Origin of the sequence: Enterococcus sp. DIV1279b, from assembly GCF_050531515.1 — a bacterium.
Classification (GTDB): domain Bacteria; phylum Bacillota; class Bacilli; order Lactobacillales; family Enterococcaceae; genus Enterococcus_D; species Enterococcus_D casseliflavus.
The window spans coordinates 50,423-68,506 of the sequence record NZ_CP172891.1; the positions used below are offsets into that span (position 1 = coordinate 50,423).

General features: G+C 42.6%; 16 protein-coding genes. 10 read left to right on the top strand and 6 right to left on the bottom strand.

Annotation, left to right across the window (positions count from 1 at the left end; all coding sequences use genetic code 11):
* Nucleotides 1-134: 134 nt before the first annotated feature.
* Entirely contained in the window at nt 135-2,114 is a 1,980-nt protein-coding gene (gene treP / locus IGI71_RS00235; RefSeq protein ID WP_430616025.1) for a PTS system trehalose-specific EIIBC component, read from the top strand.
* 121 nt (nt 2,115-2,235) lie between these two features.
* Here the strand turns inward: treP and IGI71_RS00240 are convergent, their stop codons facing one another.
* A complete protein-coding gene (locus tag IGI71_RS00240; RefSeq protein ID WP_430616026.1) occupies nt 2,236-3,609 on the bottom strand; it encodes an MFS transporter in 1,374 nt (457 codons plus the stop codon).
* Nucleotides 3,610-3,867: 258 nt separating this feature from the next.
* Between IGI71_RS00240 and IGI71_RS00245 the strand changes: the two genes are divergently transcribed.
* The gene (locus IGI71_RS00245; RefSeq protein WP_086294317.1) at nt 3,868-4,353 is read left to right on the top strand and encodes a DUF2798 domain-containing protein; all 486 of its coding nucleotides are present in this window, start codon (nt 3,868-3,870) and stop codon (nt 4,351-4,353) included.
* A 291-nt stretch (nt 4,354-4,644) separates the two neighbouring features.
* Here IGI71_RS00245 and IGI71_RS00250 read toward each other — a convergent pair whose 3' ends face one another.
* Genes IGI71_RS00250 through IGI71_RS00260 form a run of 3 tightly spaced genes read right to left on the bottom strand, consistent with a single transcriptional unit; the run spans nt 4,645 to nt 5,709 of the window.
* Nucleotides 4,645-4,809: a hypothetical protein gene (locus tag IGI71_RS00250; RefSeq protein ID WP_005226470.1), complete on the bottom strand. Its 165-nt coding sequence runs from the start codon at nt 4,807-4,809 to the stop codon at nt 4,645-4,647.
* A complete protein-coding gene (locus IGI71_RS00255) occupies nt 4,806-5,396 on the bottom strand; it encodes a DUF1700 domain-containing protein (protein ID WP_074535567.1) in 591 nt (196 codons plus the stop codon). Before IGI71_RS00255 ends, IGI71_RS00250 begins: the two co-directional genes overlap by 4 nt.
* On the bottom strand, nt 5,383-5,709 hold the full coding sequence (locus IGI71_RS00260) for a PadR family transcriptional regulator (protein ID WP_005226473.1): 327 nt from the start codon (nt 5,707-5,709) through the stop codon (nt 5,383-5,385). The genes IGI71_RS00255 and IGI71_RS00260 overlap by 14 nt, the downstream gene beginning before the upstream one ends.
* Before the next feature lie 319 nt (nt 5,710-6,028).
* On the opposite strand from IGI71_RS00260, the gene IGI71_RS00265 reads away from it, so the two are divergent.
* Complete coding sequence (locus IGI71_RS00265) at nt 6,029-6,643, top strand: TetR/AcrR family transcriptional regulator (RefSeq protein ID WP_430616027.1); 615 nt, start codon at nt 6,029-6,031, stop codon at nt 6,641-6,643.
* Between the two features lie 63 nt (nt 6,644-6,706).
* On the opposite strand, the gene IGI71_RS00270 is transcribed toward IGI71_RS00265, so the two are convergent.
* Entirely contained in the window at nt 6,707-8,422 is a 1,716-nt protein-coding gene (locus IGI71_RS00270) for a sensor histidine kinase (RefSeq protein WP_430616028.1), read from the bottom strand.
* Nucleotides 8,416-9,921 carry a response regulator transcription factor gene (locus IGI71_RS00275; protein ID WP_231472740.1) on the bottom strand — a complete coding sequence of 502 codons (1,506 nt, stop codon included), beginning with the start codon at nt 9,919-9,921 and terminating at the stop codon, nt 8,416-8,418. Before IGI71_RS00275 ends, IGI71_RS00270 begins: the two co-directional genes overlap by 7 nt.
* Nucleotides 9,922-10,125: 204 nt before the next feature.
* Between IGI71_RS00275 and IGI71_RS00280 the strand changes: the two genes are divergently transcribed.
* The 7 genes from IGI71_RS00280 (at nt 10,126) to IGI71_RS00310 (ending at nt 18,059) form a co-directional block, all read left to right on the top strand.
* Nucleotides 10,126-11,796 carry an extracellular solute-binding protein gene (locus IGI71_RS00280; protein WP_430616029.1) on the top strand — a complete coding sequence of 557 codons (1,671 nt, stop codon included), beginning with the start codon at nt 10,126-10,128 and terminating at the stop codon, nt 11,794-11,796.
* 148 nt (nt 11,797-11,944) lie between these two features.
* On the top strand, nt 11,945-12,877 hold the full coding sequence (locus IGI71_RS00285; RefSeq protein WP_096742014.1) for an ABC transporter permease: 933 nt from the start codon (nt 11,945-11,947) through the stop codon (nt 12,875-12,877).
* A gap of 16 nt (nt 12,878-12,893) precedes the next feature.
* Complete coding sequence (locus tag IGI71_RS00290) at nt 12,894-13,781, top strand: carbohydrate ABC transporter permease (RefSeq protein ID WP_015508704.1); 888 nt, start codon at nt 12,894-12,896, stop codon at nt 13,779-13,781.
* Between the two features lie 6 nt (nt 13,782-13,787).
* Nucleotides 13,788-14,426: a DUF624 domain-containing protein gene (locus tag IGI71_RS00295; protein WP_430616030.1), complete on the top strand. Its 639-nt coding sequence runs from the start codon at nt 13,788-13,790 to the stop codon at nt 14,424-14,426.
* 40 nt (nt 14,427-14,466) lie between these two features.
* Nucleotides 14,467-16,488: a type I pullulanase gene (pulA, locus tag IGI71_RS00300; RefSeq protein WP_430616031.1), complete on the top strand. Its 2,022-nt coding sequence runs from the start codon at nt 14,467-14,469 to the stop codon at nt 16,486-16,488.
* A gap of 117 nt (nt 16,489-16,605) precedes the next feature.
* Nucleotides 16,606-17,613: a LacI family DNA-binding transcriptional regulator gene (locus tag IGI71_RS00305; protein WP_016608965.1), complete on the top strand. Its 1,008-nt coding sequence runs from the start codon at nt 16,606-16,608 to the stop codon at nt 17,611-17,613.
* Nucleotides 17,614-17,771: 158 nt separating this feature from the next.
* Complete coding sequence (locus IGI71_RS00310; protein ID WP_221692645.1) at nt 17,772-18,059, top strand: PTS cellbiose transporter subunit IIB; 288 nt, start codon at nt 17,772-17,774, stop codon at nt 18,057-18,059.
* Nucleotides 18,060-18,084: the final 25 nt, after the last annotated feature.

Here is an 18,084-nt window from a genome sequence, read left to right on the forward strand (position 1 = left end):
ATTTGCTTGTATTGTTTATAGAAAAAGTGAAAAAAATTGGTTTGAAACGCTTGCAATATCAAAATTATCAAGTTATGATTAGTGCGTAATCAAAACATATATATACAAGTGGAGATGAAAGGGGTTTATTAATTATGGGAAAGTATCGTGATGATGCTGAGAAGCTGCTGGAATATGTTGGCGGCAAAGAAAATATCGCCGCAGTAACACATTGCGCGACACGGATGCGTTTTGTTTTGAACGATCAGTCAAAAGCAAACGAAAAGGCAATTGAAGAAATTCCAAGTGTCAAAGGAATGTTTACCAATGCGGGACAATTCCAAGTCATTATCGGCAATGATGTCTCAACGTTTTACAATGATTTTACCGATGTATCAGGAATAGAAGGTGTTTCTAAAGAACAAAGTAAAGCGATTGCAAAAAACAATCAAAATATCGTGCAACGAGCGATCGCTACGTTAGCTGAGATCTTTACCCCGTTATTACCAGCGATTATTGTCGGTGGTTTGATGCTAGGGCTGAGAAATTTCTTAGAAGGTGTACCGCTAGAAGCCCTAGGTGGACAAACCATTACACAAGCTTCTACTTTTTGGAACGGTGTCAACGGCTTTTTATGGCTGCCCTGTGAAGCGATCTTTCACTTTCTACCAGTAGGGATTACTTGGAGTATTACACGTAAGATGGGAACCACGCAAATATTAGGGATTGTTTTAGGGATTACATTGGTTTCACCGCAATTATTAAATGCTTATTCAGTAAGTTCAACTTCTGCTGCAGAAATTGCTCAAAATTATACGTGGGACTTCGGGTTCTTCACTATTGATAAAATTGGGTATCAAGCACAAGTGATCCCAGCAATGCTGGCAGGTTTCTTATTGGTTTATCTTGAAAGATTCTTCCGGAAATGGATTCCAGAAGCGGTTTCAATGATCTTCGTTCCATTGTTCTCATTGCTGCCAACTATTTTAGCAGCCCACATGGTGTTAGGTCCAATCGGTTGGCAAATCGGATCAGGCATTTCTTGGGTCGTAAATGCTGGCTTGACCTCACCATTAAACTGGTTATTTGGTTTCATTTTCGGTGGCTTGTATGCGCCTTTGGTTATTACCGGATTGCATCATACAACGCTAGCGATCGACTCTCAATTAGTAGCGGATTTTGGGACAACCAACCTTTGGCCAATGATCATGCTGTCAAATATTGCGCAAGGTACGGCAGTATTGGCGATTTGGTTCCTTCACCGTGGCAATAAAAAAGAAGAACAAGTCTCTGTTCCAGCAACGATTTCTGCTTACATGGGGGTTACTGAACCAGCGATGTTCGGGATCAATTTGAAATATGTTTACCCATTTGTCGCAGCAATGGTAGGTTCTGCCTTTGGTGGAATGCTGATCACTGCAACGAATACCCGTGCACTAGGTATTGGTGTAGGGGGACTGCCTGGCTTCTTATCATTTAAAATTGAAAACTATCCAATGGTCTTCATCTCAATGGCTGTGACGATTGCCATCACGTTTGTTTGCACCATCATCTTTAGAAAAGTTACCTTCTTAAATAAATTAGAACCGCAATTGGCTGCTGATACAGCTGCAGCAGCGGCTGTTCCACCAACGACGGCTGCACCGACAACTGCAGCCCCAGAAGCAGCACAAGTTTCAGAAGAAACCCTTTATGCTCCAGCTGATGGGAAAGTAGTTGCCATCACTGAAGTTTCTGATCCTGTCTTTTCTCAAAAAATGATGGGTGACGGCTTTGCTGTTCAGCCAACGAATGGAACGATTTATGCTCCTGTTGCAGGTACGATCTCTAGCATTTTTGAAACAAAGCATGCAATTGGGATTTTAACGCCTGGTGGCGCGGAAGTTCTTGTTCATATGGGCTTAGATACTGTGGAATTAAAAGGTGCGCCATTTGAGGTCCTTGTTTCTGAAGGTGACACGGTCACACCAGAAACGAAGATTGCAGTGATGGATCTAGACGCAGTGACCGCAGCTGGCAAACAGACAGATGTTTTGACGGTCATCACGAATGCCGAAAAAGTGCGTCAGCTTTCATTGACGACTACAGGCACAGTGACAGCCAAAACAGCGGTTGGTTCCGCTGAATTAAACTAAAAAAACAATCCGTTTCCGAGAGCACCCTTTGACTAAGAAGGGGGATCGGAAGCGGATTTTTTTATGGCCGCCCTCAAGGGAGAGCGGCTTTTTTCTTGGTTTTCAATGGGTAAAGCCGCAGTTAGCTGACGGCTTTTTTGTCGGTGCTTTTGCGGAAGTAGTTGATCGTTAATAGGAAAGTCAGTAAGACTAAGGCCCACAAAAAGAATAAGGCGATTTGAGAGCCGATGACCGTCCCTTGGGTGTAATCGGTCGCCGCATTTTGTGCCAAATTGATAATGGTCGCCACCACAGCCGTCGCCACTGCACCAGAAAATTGCTGCAGCGTATTAAAGATCGCATTACCGTCCGCGTACAACGCAGGAGTCAGCTTGTTTAAGCCGGTGGTCATCATATTGCTGTAGGCTAAGCCGATCCCGATCATGTAAAAGACATGTCCAGCAACTAGGCTCCAAATGAAAGGCGAACGCAAAACGAGGGCTAAGGCAAGCCAACCGATGGCAATCAACGTCAAACCAGACAGGATCGGTTTTTTCGGTCCAACTTTATCCAGCAACCGACCAGAGATCGGCGCAAGGATCGCCCCGATCGCCGCCCCAGGAAGCATAACTAATCCTGCAGTAAAGGCATCTTTTCCCAAGACGAGTTGGACAAAGTTCGGCAAGACAAAGGAAATGCCCAGTAAAAGGAACTGACAAACAAGAAAGCCAAACAGAAACAAACTGAAGCTACGGTTTTTCAAAACAGCCAAACGAATCAAAGGGTTCGGGCCTTTTGAGCGTTGATAAAACAAGCCAGCACCAATAAAACCGAAAAGCAGCGGCAGTAGACTTGCCAAGGTGCCTACTTGATTCAAGAACAATAAGAAGCCGCTGAACATCAAGACGATTCCTAATAAACTCAGTAAATCCAGGGAAGTGTCTTTTGCCCCAGCCGTTTTAGGGATCGAGTAAAGGCCGAGTACTAGGGAGACCAGCAAGACTGGGATCAAGAAAAGAAAGATCGCATTCCAAGACCAATGGGCGGTCAATAAGCCCCCATATGTCGGTCCGATCGCTGGAGCGATGGAAGTGGTCAAATTCCCTAAGCCGATTGCCGCTCCCCGTTTTTCAAAGGGGGAGTAAGTCAAAATGATGTGGAACATCAAAGGCAGTGCGATCCCTGTGCTGGCACCTTGGAAAAAGCGGCCAATCAGCAAAATGGCAAACGTCGGCGATAAAAAGTCGATCACCAAGCCAACAAGGAAAAAGGCGTTGGCAGCTAGAAACAAGGTTCTCAATGAGAAGCGTTTCAAAAGGTAGGTCGATATTGGGACAATGATGGAGATGACCAGTAAGTAGATGGTCGTCACCCATTGAACATCGGATGTTGAAAGCGTAAATTGATCGATCAATGTCGGAAACGTTACATTCATGGCTGTTTCAATCAGCACACCTGCAAATGACATCAATCCGGTTGCGAGGATCGCCCCCACGAGTTTTTTGTTGTTTTCCATATTCTCACCTCTAAAAATTCGCAAAAAAAGAGACCGTTTCTATTCTCATAGAAACCGCCTCTCTCTCGACAAGCGAACCCGCTTGTTATCTGTACGATTTAATCTATCGCTATTCTACTGACTTCATAAGAAAGTGTCAAGAGAAGTGGATAAAAAAATAGCAAAAAACTTTTTTGAAAGTTTTCAAACTTTTACTTACACCAGAAATTTTCTTCTGCTAGAATAGTCGAGTACGAAAAAGAGAAAGGAAGTTGTTACATGCCCATCAATAAAAAAGAAAGTTTGATCTATACGACACTTATGTGTATTTTCATGGTGTATTTTATGAGTGTTTATAACCTCATGTTTCAAGTCGGTGTTTCGGCATTGGCATTCCAATTGGCGTGGAATGAATTGCCATTAGCCCTTTGTGTCGCCTTTATTTTGGATTGGTTCATTGTTTCTGGTCCGGCAAAAGGTTTGGCGTTTCGATTTTTGGACCATCAATCAGCTACTTGGAAAAAAATCGGTTTGATTTCTTCATTGATGATCGCCGGCATGGTGATCTGTATGTCACTCTTTGGTGCGTTGATGCACCCAAACCCTGATCACTCAGTGTTGGTCAATTGGCTAAGCAACATTGGGAAAAATGTGATCGTCGCATTGCCGTTGCAATTGTTCATTGCAGGTCCAATCGTTCGCCGCGTGTTTCGCGCCTTGTTTCCTATTGGCACTGTGCAAGAACAGCCAGTACTAGGGGAATAATCGATCATTAGAAAAAACGTACTGCAGACAGGTTCTGCCAAGGTTAGCTAAAACAGCTAGCTTGGCGATACCTGGACTTGCGGCACGTTTTTTGCTTTTATAGACAGCAAAAAAACCCATAGGATGGTATGGGTTTTTCTGGTTACCCTATGAAATAGGATACAGGATGTACTTATATAGTAATATGGTTCCGTCAAAAAGAGAAGTTCAATTTTTTCACCGATACATGAAATTAATGCAAATCGATTGTTTTTATGACCAAAAAATCAACTTATAATTATTTTCCGTCTGTTATTCCGTATAGAAACCAACGAGTTGATACCAGCGACGATGCTCAATATGGTAGGCATCAGGTGAATAGCCTGACATTGAAAAACCGATAAAGGTGATGACCAGTCCGAGAATAATAAACAACAGACTGAGAAAAACGAAAAAGCGCTTATTGATTTTGATCATAGGACTGCCTTCTTTCGATAGTTTTGAACAAATGATTTCGGCCAAATGACAAGGGAGTGGGTAAGACGTGAAAAAGGTCGGCTCATACTATAAGTGGCGATCAGGCAAAGCAGCCCTAAACCAAATAAGAAAATCCCCACACCTAACTGACTTAAAAAGAGATAGAAACCATCCGCCATCAGCATGGGACTTAAGACAACGCTAGCAATCCCACCGATAAACGTAGTGACACCAATCATGCCAGTGGTGAAAGGCACACACCAGATGATTATTAAAAAGCTTAGGATCAGCAAAGCGGCACTTAACAAGAGGCTGCCCCACAATGGGAAGCCCAGTACTAAAATCAAGAGCAAAAAGGGATGAAAGCGGCGGGGAATCTCTACTACGACCTCTTCCGTTTCGGTAACTGCTTGGATCAGTTCTTTTGGGGAGCCAAGGCGTGCCACGGCTTCTTCTTCGGTGTATCCTTCTTCCATTAAATCTTCGATCATCTCGTCATAATAGTTGATCAGCTGATGAATCTCGCTAGGTCTGACTTTTTCAGATAATTCCGCAGCCAATGCCTTGATAAAATCAACTCTGTTCATCTAATGTTCCTCCTTTAATAAATCGCTGGATCAATGTCAATTGGGGCCAGTCGTTGGTTAAAAAATCGTCGATCCGCTGTTTTCCGATTTTGGTCAAGCGGTAATATTTTCGGGTCCGTCCTTGATGGCTTTTATTATAAGTCTCAACCGCTCGGCTGGCTTCTAAGCGCTTCAAGATAGGATAGAGCGTTGATTCTGAGATTGGCAGTAAAGGAGATATGTTTTTGACTAATTCATAGCCATAAGAGTCACCATGCTGCAAATAAGCCAAAACACAAATTTCCAATAATCCTTTTTTTAATTGGGCATCCAAAGGCTCTCCTCCTGTTCATACTCATACTATACATTACATAGTATCATTCCACAAGCAGCACCAGTCAAAATCAGCCTTAAGTCTGAGCACCATAAGACAACAAGAGTTTCTTTAATAAAATGGTCAAAAATAAAAAATAAAATTAAGAAAATCGGCGGAAAGTATAGGTTAACGTGATCTTTTTTGTTAAAGTAGAAGTATAAAGATTACTTTCAGTAAGAAAATGGGCGTTGGTTGTGCTTCTAAAAGCTGCAAGTAGTCATGGTGAATGAGACGAACATCAGCAAGAATTGGTGACGTCCAGAAAGGAAGGGGTATTATGAGAAAAGCAACGATTACGAAAAAATATTTGATCAATTGCTTAAAAAAATATCTGGTGGAATATCTTTATCGACCAATCACTGTCCGCGACATTGCTAAATATGCACGAACATCGACCCAACCGATCTATTTAAATTTTTCAAACATGCAAAATTATAAACAGGCGATGGTTGATGATGTATTTCGCGACATTCACGAAACAAAAAAAGAGTCAGAAGAGACACTCGATTCCTTATACAGCTTTTGGCAGGACTATTACGTATTTGCCAGCCGCAATCGTAACCTCTTTTTCGCACTTTTTTTAAATGATATTGGCTGTGGTCCTTACATAAAAGAGCGTTCTTTTGCTTATTTTCAAGAAGCAATTGCTAAATCAGCTGTTTTTCAATGTGCGCATAAAAGCGATCTGAGAAAATATCATGAAGAAGCCTTGATCTTTTTTAGTGGGTTGGTATTGCTGTTTATTCGTGAAGGGTGTAGTGACAGCAAGAATGATTTTATGAAAGATACCATTGAGTATTGGGAACGAATGCTAAAGGAACCAGAAAGCGCGCCACGTGATCGGGGACCGCAAGCATTGTTAGAGGCTGGTGCGTTTGCTGTAGAGGAATAGGTACTTGAAATCAAGCATTAAAATAAATATCTGAATATTTTGACACCAAAAAACCGTTAGTGATTAAACATTCTTCACTGACGGTTTTTTTTGAGGAGGTAAGTCTTGCGGTATGAGTAGAACAATTGTGGTGTTTTCACCTTTTACTGATTGAATCGATAAGGAAGCTTGCGTGCCATAGTACAATGCTAGCCGTTGGCGTACATTGTTGATACCATAATGTTGATCAGAAGGTTCCTCCAGTTGTTTTAGCTGTTCAGGATCAATCCCGGGACCATTGTCTTGAATCTCAAACCGTAGCCACTGTCCTTCTTTGAGGCAGCGGATCGTCAATACCCCTCTGCGGTCATCTTCAATATGATCAAGCCCATGAAAGACGGCATTTTCGACAAACGGCTGCAAGAGTAGATTGATCATCGGATATTCATCGATATTTGAGTCAATTTCGAGGACTAAATCAAAGGAATGGTGATGCATTTTTTGCTGAATTTTAGCATAGGTGATCGTCAGATCGAGTTCTTTGCTGACGGATAGCCGGTTGGATCCTTGGTTTAGGCTGAGACGGTAGAATCGAGACAGCAGCTGAGCCATCTCACGGATCTCGTGATTGCCGTTTAGTGTGGCAGTATTGCTGATCAGTGCTAAGGAATTATAAAAGAAATGCGGATTGATCTGGGCTTGCAGAGCCCGCAATTCGTATTCTTTTTGTTTCAATTCGGCTTCATATACTTCATTGATCAGCTCAGCGATTTTATCTAGCATTTTTTGAAAATTGGTGTATAACTGTCCGACTTCATCTTTTGAAGAATATGTGTGCTGGATTTTGAATTGATCCATTGATAAAGAAGCCATTTGCTGGGCCAAAGAATTGATCGGCTGTACCACGGTTTTTGCTAGCCACCAGCTGGATAAAACCAATATCACTAATACAAAACCAAAGATAATGAGTGCCGCACCAACTAGATACAGTAGACTGCTGAAAAATGACTGTGCGGTTTTAACAAAAACGATTTGCCAATGATTATCCAGCAGTACAGGGGCTTCTTCAATAACTGCGCTTCCAACCAACCACTGTTTTTGAGTACGCTGCTGCTTCGTCAAATAATCAATGCGGTAAAGCGTCTGCCCGGTCTCTGACTGGATCGTCAAATCGTAAGGTTCCTCAGTGACTGCATCAAGATTCGTGAACAATGCTGCTCGATCGATGGTTAAAACGATGTAGTTTAAGGAATCTGCGGTATGGCCTTTTAAAAAAAGGTTGGTATAAAAAGAAAGTTCCTCCCGTTCTTTGTCAAAATACGTTCGAATCTCGGTCGAAGGTTTTTCTTTTAGAAAAGGCAGTGCTGTATCAGCCGTGATTTTTTTGACGTATTGCCCATGATCATAAAGATCGATCGTGGTGTATAGCGTGATGCCTTTAATATCTGCTTGCGGAAAACGAACACTGTGAAACAAAGGCACGATCGTATTTTGAAAGAGATTGTATTGATCAAAGTTTGAGAAGCGTTGACTAGAAAGCTCTTGCGTCAAGGCGGTATTGTTGGCTAAAAAGAGCAGGCTGTCCCGATAGGTGTGGATCTTGCTTTCTAACTGATAGCTGATACTTTTGAGATTATCGGAGTAAGCACTTTTTTCCTGCTGTTGGATAAAGGCTCGGATGATAGATACCCCGACAAAGGTCAAAACGATCAGAGGAACAATGCTTGAAAGAATTGAAATAAGGACGATCTTTTTTTGAAAACGAAAATTTTTAAAACAATCGTGGACTTTTCTTAACAAGAGGGACCTCTCTTTCTATACGCATCCGGCGTCATTCCGACAATTTCTCGGAACGTTTTGCAAAAATAGGAATAATGATTAAAGCCAACTTGTTTGGAGATAGTTCGAATGCTGCAGTTCGAGTTCTTTAAACGCTTCTGAGCCTGTTTGATACGGTAAGACTTGATGTATTTGGTGATACCCATGCCTTCAGAAGTACTGAATAATTCGCTTAGGTAGTTAGGATTGATATTGACTTCCTTTGCTAAGCGCTCCAAGCTCAACTCTTGGTGAAAATGAGCGAATATATAGGATTTTACTTGGCGCACATAGTCATTTGACTGACTCCCGTTGATTTGAAGCAGTGCATCATGGATATAACGGAAGAGGGCATCAAAAATATCCGCAATTAATTGTAGACTTGACGCTTCCAGTATTTTTCCGATCTGATTAGCGCCATGCTCCGCATCAAAGGCGATCGTGCACTGATCGATGATGGTTTGATAAAAGGTCGCAAAATAAAATTTGGTATTGGTTGGTTCCTCACGTCCATTTGTTTCAAAGCAGTCGAAAACTGTTTTCACAAGCGCGTGTGCTTTTTTACTTTCGTATTGATTCACATACGAAACGGTTTTTTCAAAAAGAGCTTTCTTGACGATGTAGTGATCTCCCGGAAGCAGCTGGCAGATTTTCCCTTTGTTTTGCTGATAAAAAGACCGCTGACTGGTCTTCAGTAAGTCATGATAGGTGCCGTACACCCCGGAATGATGGGGAACTGGTCCGCTGTCAAAAAGTGTTATTTTTTGCTGAAACTGCTCGGAAAAATAGGTAGTCAAGTTGTTTTTTCGCTCCTCGATTTCCCTTTTTGGCAAAGGTTCGTTAAAAAAGAGCAGTTGTGCTGGAGCTAAAAACAAACTGAACATTTCAGGAAATGCAGCAGACAGTGAAGGGACGAAATCCGGCGCATTCCAAGAATCCAGCGGCCAAGTAACGAGAAAAAAAGAGGGATGAGTCTTAAAAAAATCTTGTGCAACCGATTGCTCTTCCTTCGGCAGTGAATGCCAAGGATAGCCATAAAAAAGTTTACTCAAAATCTCTTTCAAATAATGGGTTTGTGCGATTGTTTTTGTGTAAGAGCGCTGCTTTTGTTGATCGATAAAAAGAATGATTTTATTTATTTGTTCATAAAAATCATCAGGGTCGATTGGTTTTAAGAGGTAGTCAACCGCTTGTAACTGTATGGCTTTTTTTACATAATGAAAATCTTCAAAGCCGCTGATAAACATCACAGGAATTTCAGGAGCTGCTTCTTTGATTCTCGCTACGAGGGCATGTCCATCCATAAAGGGCATCTTTACGTCGGTAATTATCAAGTCAAAGGGCTGTTTCTGAAAAAGTTGCCAGGCTTCGCGGCCATTTTTGGCTTCTTCGATCAGCCATTCTTTTTCATGCTGACTCAAGAAGTATTTGATCACTTCTCTTTGATCGTAGCTGTCATCAGCAATCAGCAGTCGGTACATGGTTTTCGCCGTCCTTTCGTATAGAGAAAATTACACAGTCGCTTCTTCTTTCTATAGTAAGCGATAAACAAAAAAAGCAACAGAACAAATTTGTAAACGTTTTATTTTCTGGAAATCGTGCTATAAATCTGAAAAAAGTGCTATATTTTCTATGGAAGCGATTGCGTATAATAAGGATATCAAAAAAGTTTGAGGAGGAAAACAATGAAATTCAGGCGGGGAACAGCAATTTTAACAGCCATGGCTTCAGCACTTATTATGACAGGATGCAGTTCAGAAGAAGCAAAGACCAATGAAAATGGGGATACCGTGATTACGATCGGACGCCAAACCGCACCGAACTCAAAACTGCCGGAGGGGGACTCTTACAGCAACAACGCGTATACTCGATTGATTCAAGAACGTTTGGGCATCGAACTGGAGAGTGCCTTTGAAGCCCACGGGGAAGATTACGATCGGCAAGTATCGCTAGCGATCGCTTCAGGGGAACTACCGGATACAATGATCGTCGGATCAAGAGATGAATTGGAAGAATTAGTTAACAATGATTTAGTGGAAGACTTGACCGAAGTATTTGAGGAGCATGCCGACGATTTTCTAAAAGACATCTATGATTCGTTTGATGGGATTCAGTTAGAAGCAGCTACGTTTGATGATCGCTTGATGGCGATCCCATCTACTAGCGATGACTTCGGGCCCAATCTTGTCTGGTTGCGCCAGGACTGGCTAGATGAGCTAGGTATTGAACTGGATAAAGATGGCAACCGCTCAATTACATTGGATGAGTTGAAGGAAACAGCGATTGCTTTTCAAGAAAATGATTTAGCCAATACCGGCAAAGCAGTTGGTTTGCCATTGGCCTTCTGGTTGTCTTCGCCAAATCATGGCGGCACGGCATATACCGGAACAGCCATCATGAATGCGTTTGGAGCCTACCCAAAATCGTATCTCCAAGATGAGAATGGGCAGATGTTTTATGGATCCAATACGCCAGAAATGAAAGAAGCACTAACGCTACTGAAGGACTGGCAAGATGAAGGGTTCATGGATCCGCAATTTGGTACCCGCACGTATGACGATATCCATGCCATGATGGTTAATGGAGAAACGGGCATCGCTTTTGGTCCTTGGCACATGCCTGACTGGGGCTTAGTACAAGCCAAACAAAATGATCCAAATGCTGAATTTGTTCCTTATGCCCTTGAAAATGCTAACGGCGATGGAGGGGTCAATGCCGTGGCTAACCGTGGCACTGGGCAATACATCGTGGTGCGCAAAGGTTTTTCTGAGCCGGAAAAAATCATGGAGATGATCAATCTGATTTATGGTGAAGTTGCCAACTCGGAAGATATTGAAGCCGAGTTTCCGGAAATTTATGACTATGCGAAAGTGGATGTCGATGGGACGGTTCGTCCATGGAATGTTGTTTTCTTAAAAGCCTATAGTGAGATTGATGATGCAGTAGAAGCTTCCAAGGCGGCGGTTGGCGAAACATCTATCGAGGATATCTCCAACTTCTTCATCAAAGAAAACGCCGAAAAAATCAAGCAATATCTGGATAGCCCTGAAGAAACTGATCCGGTGGACTGGACCCGCTATGCCTCCCGCTATTTAGCCGTCAATAATGTGATGGGCGGTATCAGAGAGCAAGGACGCTTGAATGAAGTGAAACCACCGCGTTTTGATTCGATCAAAGCCAATGAACGAAACGGCGCACAAGTAGGGAAACTGGAGGAAGAGACCTTCATTAAGTTTATCACTGGAGAAGAACCCCTGGAAAACTTCGACAACTATGTTGAAACCTGGAATAGCCAAGGTGGGACAGCCATACTTGAAGAAATGCAAGAAGTAGTAGATCAGCGAGCAGATAATTAAGCGGCCACTCCAGCGGTTCTGACACTCGTCTTTCGAACAAAGAAAAGCAAGGTTGTATGCAGGAAAACCGACTGCAGGTGCCTTTTCTTTGTTCGAATTTTTTCATCAAGCGGCTGGTGAGGCAAAAAATTTATGGAGGAGTAAGTAAATGGAACTTTCTGTTGAAAAAGAAAGCAAAAAAGAAAAGAAAAAGTGGTTTTCTCGAGATCAGCTTTTCTTTCTAGGGATGATTTTACCAGGCATCATTTTTATTTTGATTTTTTCTTATGGTCCTATGTTTGGGTTGTTGATGGCATTTCAAGATTATGTGCCAGCGAAAGGTGTATTTGGTTCTGAATTCGTGGGATTCGAGCACTTTCGCTACCTGTTCAGTTTACCGGATATTTTCTTAGTAACTAAAAACACGATTTTCATCGCTTTCTGGAAAATTGTCTTTAATACGATCGTACCGATTCTTTTTGCGATTCTATTAAATGAAGTACGTGTAAAGTGGATGAAACGCTCCATTCAGACCATCGTATATTTGCCCCATTTTCTTTCATGGGTCATATTGGCTTCAGTAGTGGTCAATTTATTCAGTCTTGATGGAACGGTGAATCAGATTTTACAAAACTTTGGTGTAGAACCATTAAACTTTTTGGGTAGTAATCAGCTGTTTCCTCGTTTGCTGATCGGGACCGATGTTTGGAAAAGTTTCGGTTACAGTTCAATCGTGTACCTTGCTGCCATTACCTCGATTGATCCGGGATTATATGAAGCAGCAACGATGGATGGTGCTTCTTGGTCAAAAAAAGTCTGGCACGTAACCCTGCCGGGGATGCTGCCTTTTATTTTGCTGATGACGATTTTGTCGCTGCCTAATATCTTGAATGCCGGCTTCGACCAAATTTATAACCTGTATTCTCCGGTTGTGTATCAAAGCGGCGATATTATCGATACCTATGTCTACCGAATCGGTCTGATCGGTAGAGACTATAGCTTAGGAACCGCCGTTGGTCTGGTCAAATCGGTGATCGGTCTATTCTTGATTTGGTCTTCCAACAAAATTGCGGAGAAGAAGACTGACAGAGTGATGTTTTAAGGAAAGGAAAAAAGAGATGAAAGAAAAATTTAGTATACGGCATGCAGTAATTTATTTGATCGTCATTGTTTTGGCTCTTTCTTGTTTAGTACCGATGTTGAATGTCGTGGCACTTTCTTTAAGCAGCAGCAGTGCGGTCGCTGCAAATGCTGTGGGGCTATGGCCAGTGGATCTGACCTTAGCGGCTTATGAGCGCATCATGAGCGATCAGCAGTTTTGGCGTTCTTTTGGGATCTCGGTCATTCGTGTGATCGTTTCGCTGCTGTTGAACCTCTTGATGATCGTAACGATGGCTTACCCGCTGTCTAAATCAAAAAAAGTATTTCGAACGAGAAAATTATTCATGGGCGTGATGGTTTTTGCTATGCTCTTCAGCGGCGGCATGATCCCAACGTATTTAGTCGTTCGCAATCTAGGGTTATTGAATACGATTTGGTCCCTGATTTTACCTAGTGCAGTCCCTATCGGCAGTGTGATCTTGGTGATGAATTTCTTTCGGGGAATCCCCAAATCATTGGAAGAATCTGCTCGGATCGATGGTGCCAACCCACTGCAGATTTTGGGACGAATCTATATCCCAATGTCATTGCCTTGTTTGGCAACAGTTTCTCTATTCAGTATTGTCGGCAGTTGGAATGATTTTTTCAGTGGACTGATCTATATGACCAAGACTGAAAACTATCCTTTAATGACCTATATCCAAACACTATCAGTCAACATTGCTGAAACAATGCAACAAGCTGGGAATTTGACTTCCGAGCAGCTACAAAGTCTGCTAGCGGTCTCTGATCGAAACTTGAATGCAGCGAAGATCGTGGTGGCAGTGGTGCCGTTATTGATTATTTATCCGCTTCTACAAAAATATTTCGTTCAAGGAATCGTTGTCGGATCAGTAAAGGAGTAAACCCACATGATACACTTTTTTCATTCAGAAAACTTCTTCGCACGAATCGCTTGGAAATTCAGCCAGTTGCTCTTATTGAATGTACTACTCTTGTTTTTTAGTTTGCCGATCTTTACGATCGGCGCAGCCATCACTGCGGGCTCAAAAGTGGCGACTGACCTGATAGAAGGAAAAGCACCGGCTGTTGTTCAGCAGTTTTGGTCGACCTTTTGTCAAAGCTTTCGAAAGAGCACTCTCATCTGGCTTAGTCTACTTTTTTCTTTGTGGCTTTTGACTGCTGATTGGTTGTATTATTTCCAACTAAAAGGGACGCCTGATCTTTTTACCGTAGGCTTAGTAATTTGTACGTTCATGTGGCTTCAGTTTTTCCAAGTTTCGTTTTTCTTACTCGCCCGTTACGATAGCGGAATCAAAACGATCCTTTTGAACAGCATCAAAGTCGCCGCAAAGCACCCTTTTAAAATACTTTATCTTCATATTCTGACTGCAGCCCCTATTTTCATCATGCTTCTTTCACCCTATGCGCTGGTTTTCAGCATGTACATTGCCTGCTTTTTTGGTCTTAGCAGTTTTTTGTATGCACGTTGTCAGTTATTGTTGGCAATTTTCAAGAAATATGAGAAGGTAGAAATAGCAGAAAAGTAACTGGCTTTTATAGTTAGAAACGTTGAATGGAGGAATTTTGATGGGACAAAACACGCAGTATGGAGAAAAAAAGATTGCGATCGATCGCAGGATCGGTTTTTTAGAAGAACATACGTATCACGGGAATGATCTTGGTGTGACTTTTCAAGGACAGCAAACCACGTTCAAATGCTGGTCACCAGAAGCAGAGGCCGTTTCAGTATTGATTTATCAAAGCGGTGTCGCTGGGGCTGATGATCGCCTGCTGACACTGCCAATGGTCCAAGAAGACAACTGTTGGCAAGTCACGACGGAAGAAACCGTCAAAGAGCTGTTTTATACGTTTGAATTTCAACGAGACGGTCAAAAAGTCGAAGCGGTGGATCTTTATGCCAAGGCAGTAGGGATCAACGGAAACCGTGGGACCATCATTGATTTAAAGGAAACAGATCCTGAAGGTTGGCAGGAGACTCACGGCGTCGGTCAACAATCGATCACCGATGCCTATATTTGGGAATTACATGTCGAAGATTTCAGCGGCGCCGAAAACAGCGGGATTTCACCAGAAAATCGCGGGAAATATTTAGCCTTTACTGAAAAAAAGACCCATCTGGTGGGAGATGAAAGTCAACCAACTGGCATAGCCTATTTAAAAGAGCTGGGGATCAATTATGTTCATCTGCTGCCGATCTTCGATTTTGACAATGATGAAACTTCGTCTGCCTACAACTGGGGCTATGATCCGAAAAATTACAATGTCCCTGAAGGACGATACGCTTCTGATCCTAGTGATCCCAAGGCGCGGATTCGTGAATGCAAGCAAATGATCCAATCGCTGCATGAAGAAGCCATCGGCGTTGTAATGGATGTGGTCTTCAATCACACTGCGATCACAGAAGAATCGTGGTTTAATTTGACGGTGCCTGATTATTACTACCGCCAAGATGATGTGGGGAATTTTGCGGACGGTTCTGCTTGCGGCAATGAAGTGGCTTCTGAACGGAAAATGATGCGTAAATTTATCATTGATTCAGTTTTATATTGGGCGCAAGAATACAAAATCGACGGCTTTCGTTTTGATTTGATGGGCTTGATCGATGTGGAAACCATGAACCAGTTGCGGCAACGCCTAGATGCTGCCGGCTTCAGCCATGTGATTTTATACGGTGAGCCATGGGATGCCGGTAGCAATCAAATCATTCAGCCGAATATCCCAGCCAATAAAAGCAATGTTTGGGCACTGTCAGAAGGCGTTGCGGTTTTTAGCAATGATTTAAGAGACAGTATCAAAGGCGATGTCTTTGAAGAAACAGACGGCGCGTTTATTCAAGGAATGAATGGTCAACCGCAAGTCAAGCAAACCTTTTATGCGGCAAATTTGGCAACGGCGATTCAAGGAAATACGAAAGTTGCTGGGCAAGAAGGCGCCGAGCGCTGGGCAAAATCGCCCCGTCAAGTGATCGCCTATGCGTCAGTCCATGATAATTTGACCTTATGGGACAAACTGGTGGCAACCATGCAGGCTTCAGCGAAGGAAAGAAATTATGATTTTGATCCTGAGCTTTTAGCTCGTAACAAACTAGCAGCAGCCATTTTGTTTACTAGCCAAGGAGCCGTGCTGACCCAAGCTGGGGAAGAATTTGGACGTACCAAAGAAGGCGATGAAAATTCCTTCCGTTCGCCACTGGCAGTCAATCAGCTGGATTGGGCACGTGCCAAAACCTTCAAAGAATTGCGCGAGCTGTATCGGGGCTTGTGGGCATTGCGGCAGTCCTATGCACCATTGAGAGATGCCACGACCCAAACGGCTGAAAGCATGGTCTTTTATGAGACAAAGGATGAAAATCGCTTGGCGTATCAAGTACCCAATCGTGACGAACAGCATCCATGGCGTTCCTTGTTCGTTTTACTCAACAGCACGGAAGAAAGCTGGTCCTTTGACTTACCGACGGCAACAGAAAATACTTCTTGGCACCTCGTTGCTGACCCCAAAGGAGCTGGGATCGCTTCTCGCGGCGTAGCAGCGTCAAGGATAACCATCGCCCCATTGTCCTTCTGCATTTTGGCGGAACAAAGTAACTAATTAAAGTAGAAGCTAAAACAAACTAAAAATTTTAGTTTGTTTTAGCTTTTTTGGTAGTAAAAAAACAATTCTTTTGCTATACTTTTAACAGAATGAGAAGCAGAAAGCGGTGAGCAAATGAAAGTTGTGATCTCTGATATTGCCCGAAAAGCTGGCGTTTCCAGCGGAACAGTCTCTAATGCGATCAACAATCGTAAGGGGATCAGTGAACAAAAACGGCAAGCGATCTTGAAGATCGCTCGTGAGATGGGGTATTTTGATCAGCGAGAAATTAAAAAAACGGAAAGCCAAAAAATCAAATTTGTCGTAATGAACAAACAAGGAAATGTCGTAGGGGATACGCCTTTCTTTTCTGAATTGATCCGAGGAATCGAAATGGAGTGCAGTGCGTTAGGCTATGAACTGGTCATTTCCCATATCACACTGGCACCAGAAGAAGACCCGATTGAAAAGATCCGTCCAGAATTAGCAGATGGTTTGCTATTGTTAGGAACGGAATTGGAAAAACAAGATTTAGCAGTCTTTCGCCATTTGGAAGTACCGTTAGTGATTTTAGATACGGTGTTTAATTCGCAGGACTTTGATTTTGTCGCCATCAATAATCGTGACAGTGCCTATGAGATCGTTGAAAAGATGATCGAAAAAGGCCACCGTGACATCGGCATTATCAATTCTACCTTTCAAATCAACAACTTCCGTGAACGCAAGCAAGGGTTCATCCAAGCGATCCAAGAGCATGATCTGATCCATTATGAAGAGACGGAAGCCTTAGTAGAACCCACCTTGGAAGGCTCCTATCAAGATATGAAGGTCTATTTGGAATCCTTGCGTGCCGATCAGCGACCGTTGCCAAGCGCTTTTTTTGCGGTCAATGACAATATCGCCATCGGTGCAATGAAAGCCATTCGCGAAGTGTTTCCCGATCATCCGTTGACCATCGTTGGGTTCGATGATATTCCTTTGGCGGAATTTTGCAACCCACCGCTGACCACCGTCAAAGTAGATAAAGTGTATCTTGGTCGCCAAGCCGTGCGACGCTTGATCGAGAAAATCACGAGTGAAGATGAAAACCATCTGAAAATGCTGGTCGCCACGACGATCGTCGAACGCGAAAGCATCAATTAAGAAGAAAAATATGAAAAAGGACAAAACGTTTAGCAAGCGTTTTGTCTTTTTTTTAGTTATTAAACAAAAATATTTATCTAAAACTATTGCAAAATATTTAGCTTGTGCTATATTTAAGGTGTAAAAAGTAAGGGATTACATTTTGAGGAAGTGAATAGATGACACAGATCGGTCTCTTTTGTGCAACTGGGCTCTCCAGCGCACTGCTCGTCAAAGCGCTCAAAGAGCAACTAGCGGATGATCAGCATTACCAAGTGAATTCCGCGCCTTTTTCAGAAATATTTATGGTGGGAAATGACTATGATTTTTTGATTTTAGCTCCTCAAACCCGCTTCAATCAAGCGAAAGTCGCCGCAGCCTTTCCTGATAAAAAAATCGTTTTACTGACGGATGAGGAATTTCTGAGCAGAAATGTAGTACGAATCGCCGAAGAAATAAAAATTTAGCTAAATATACTAAAACGCAAAGGGT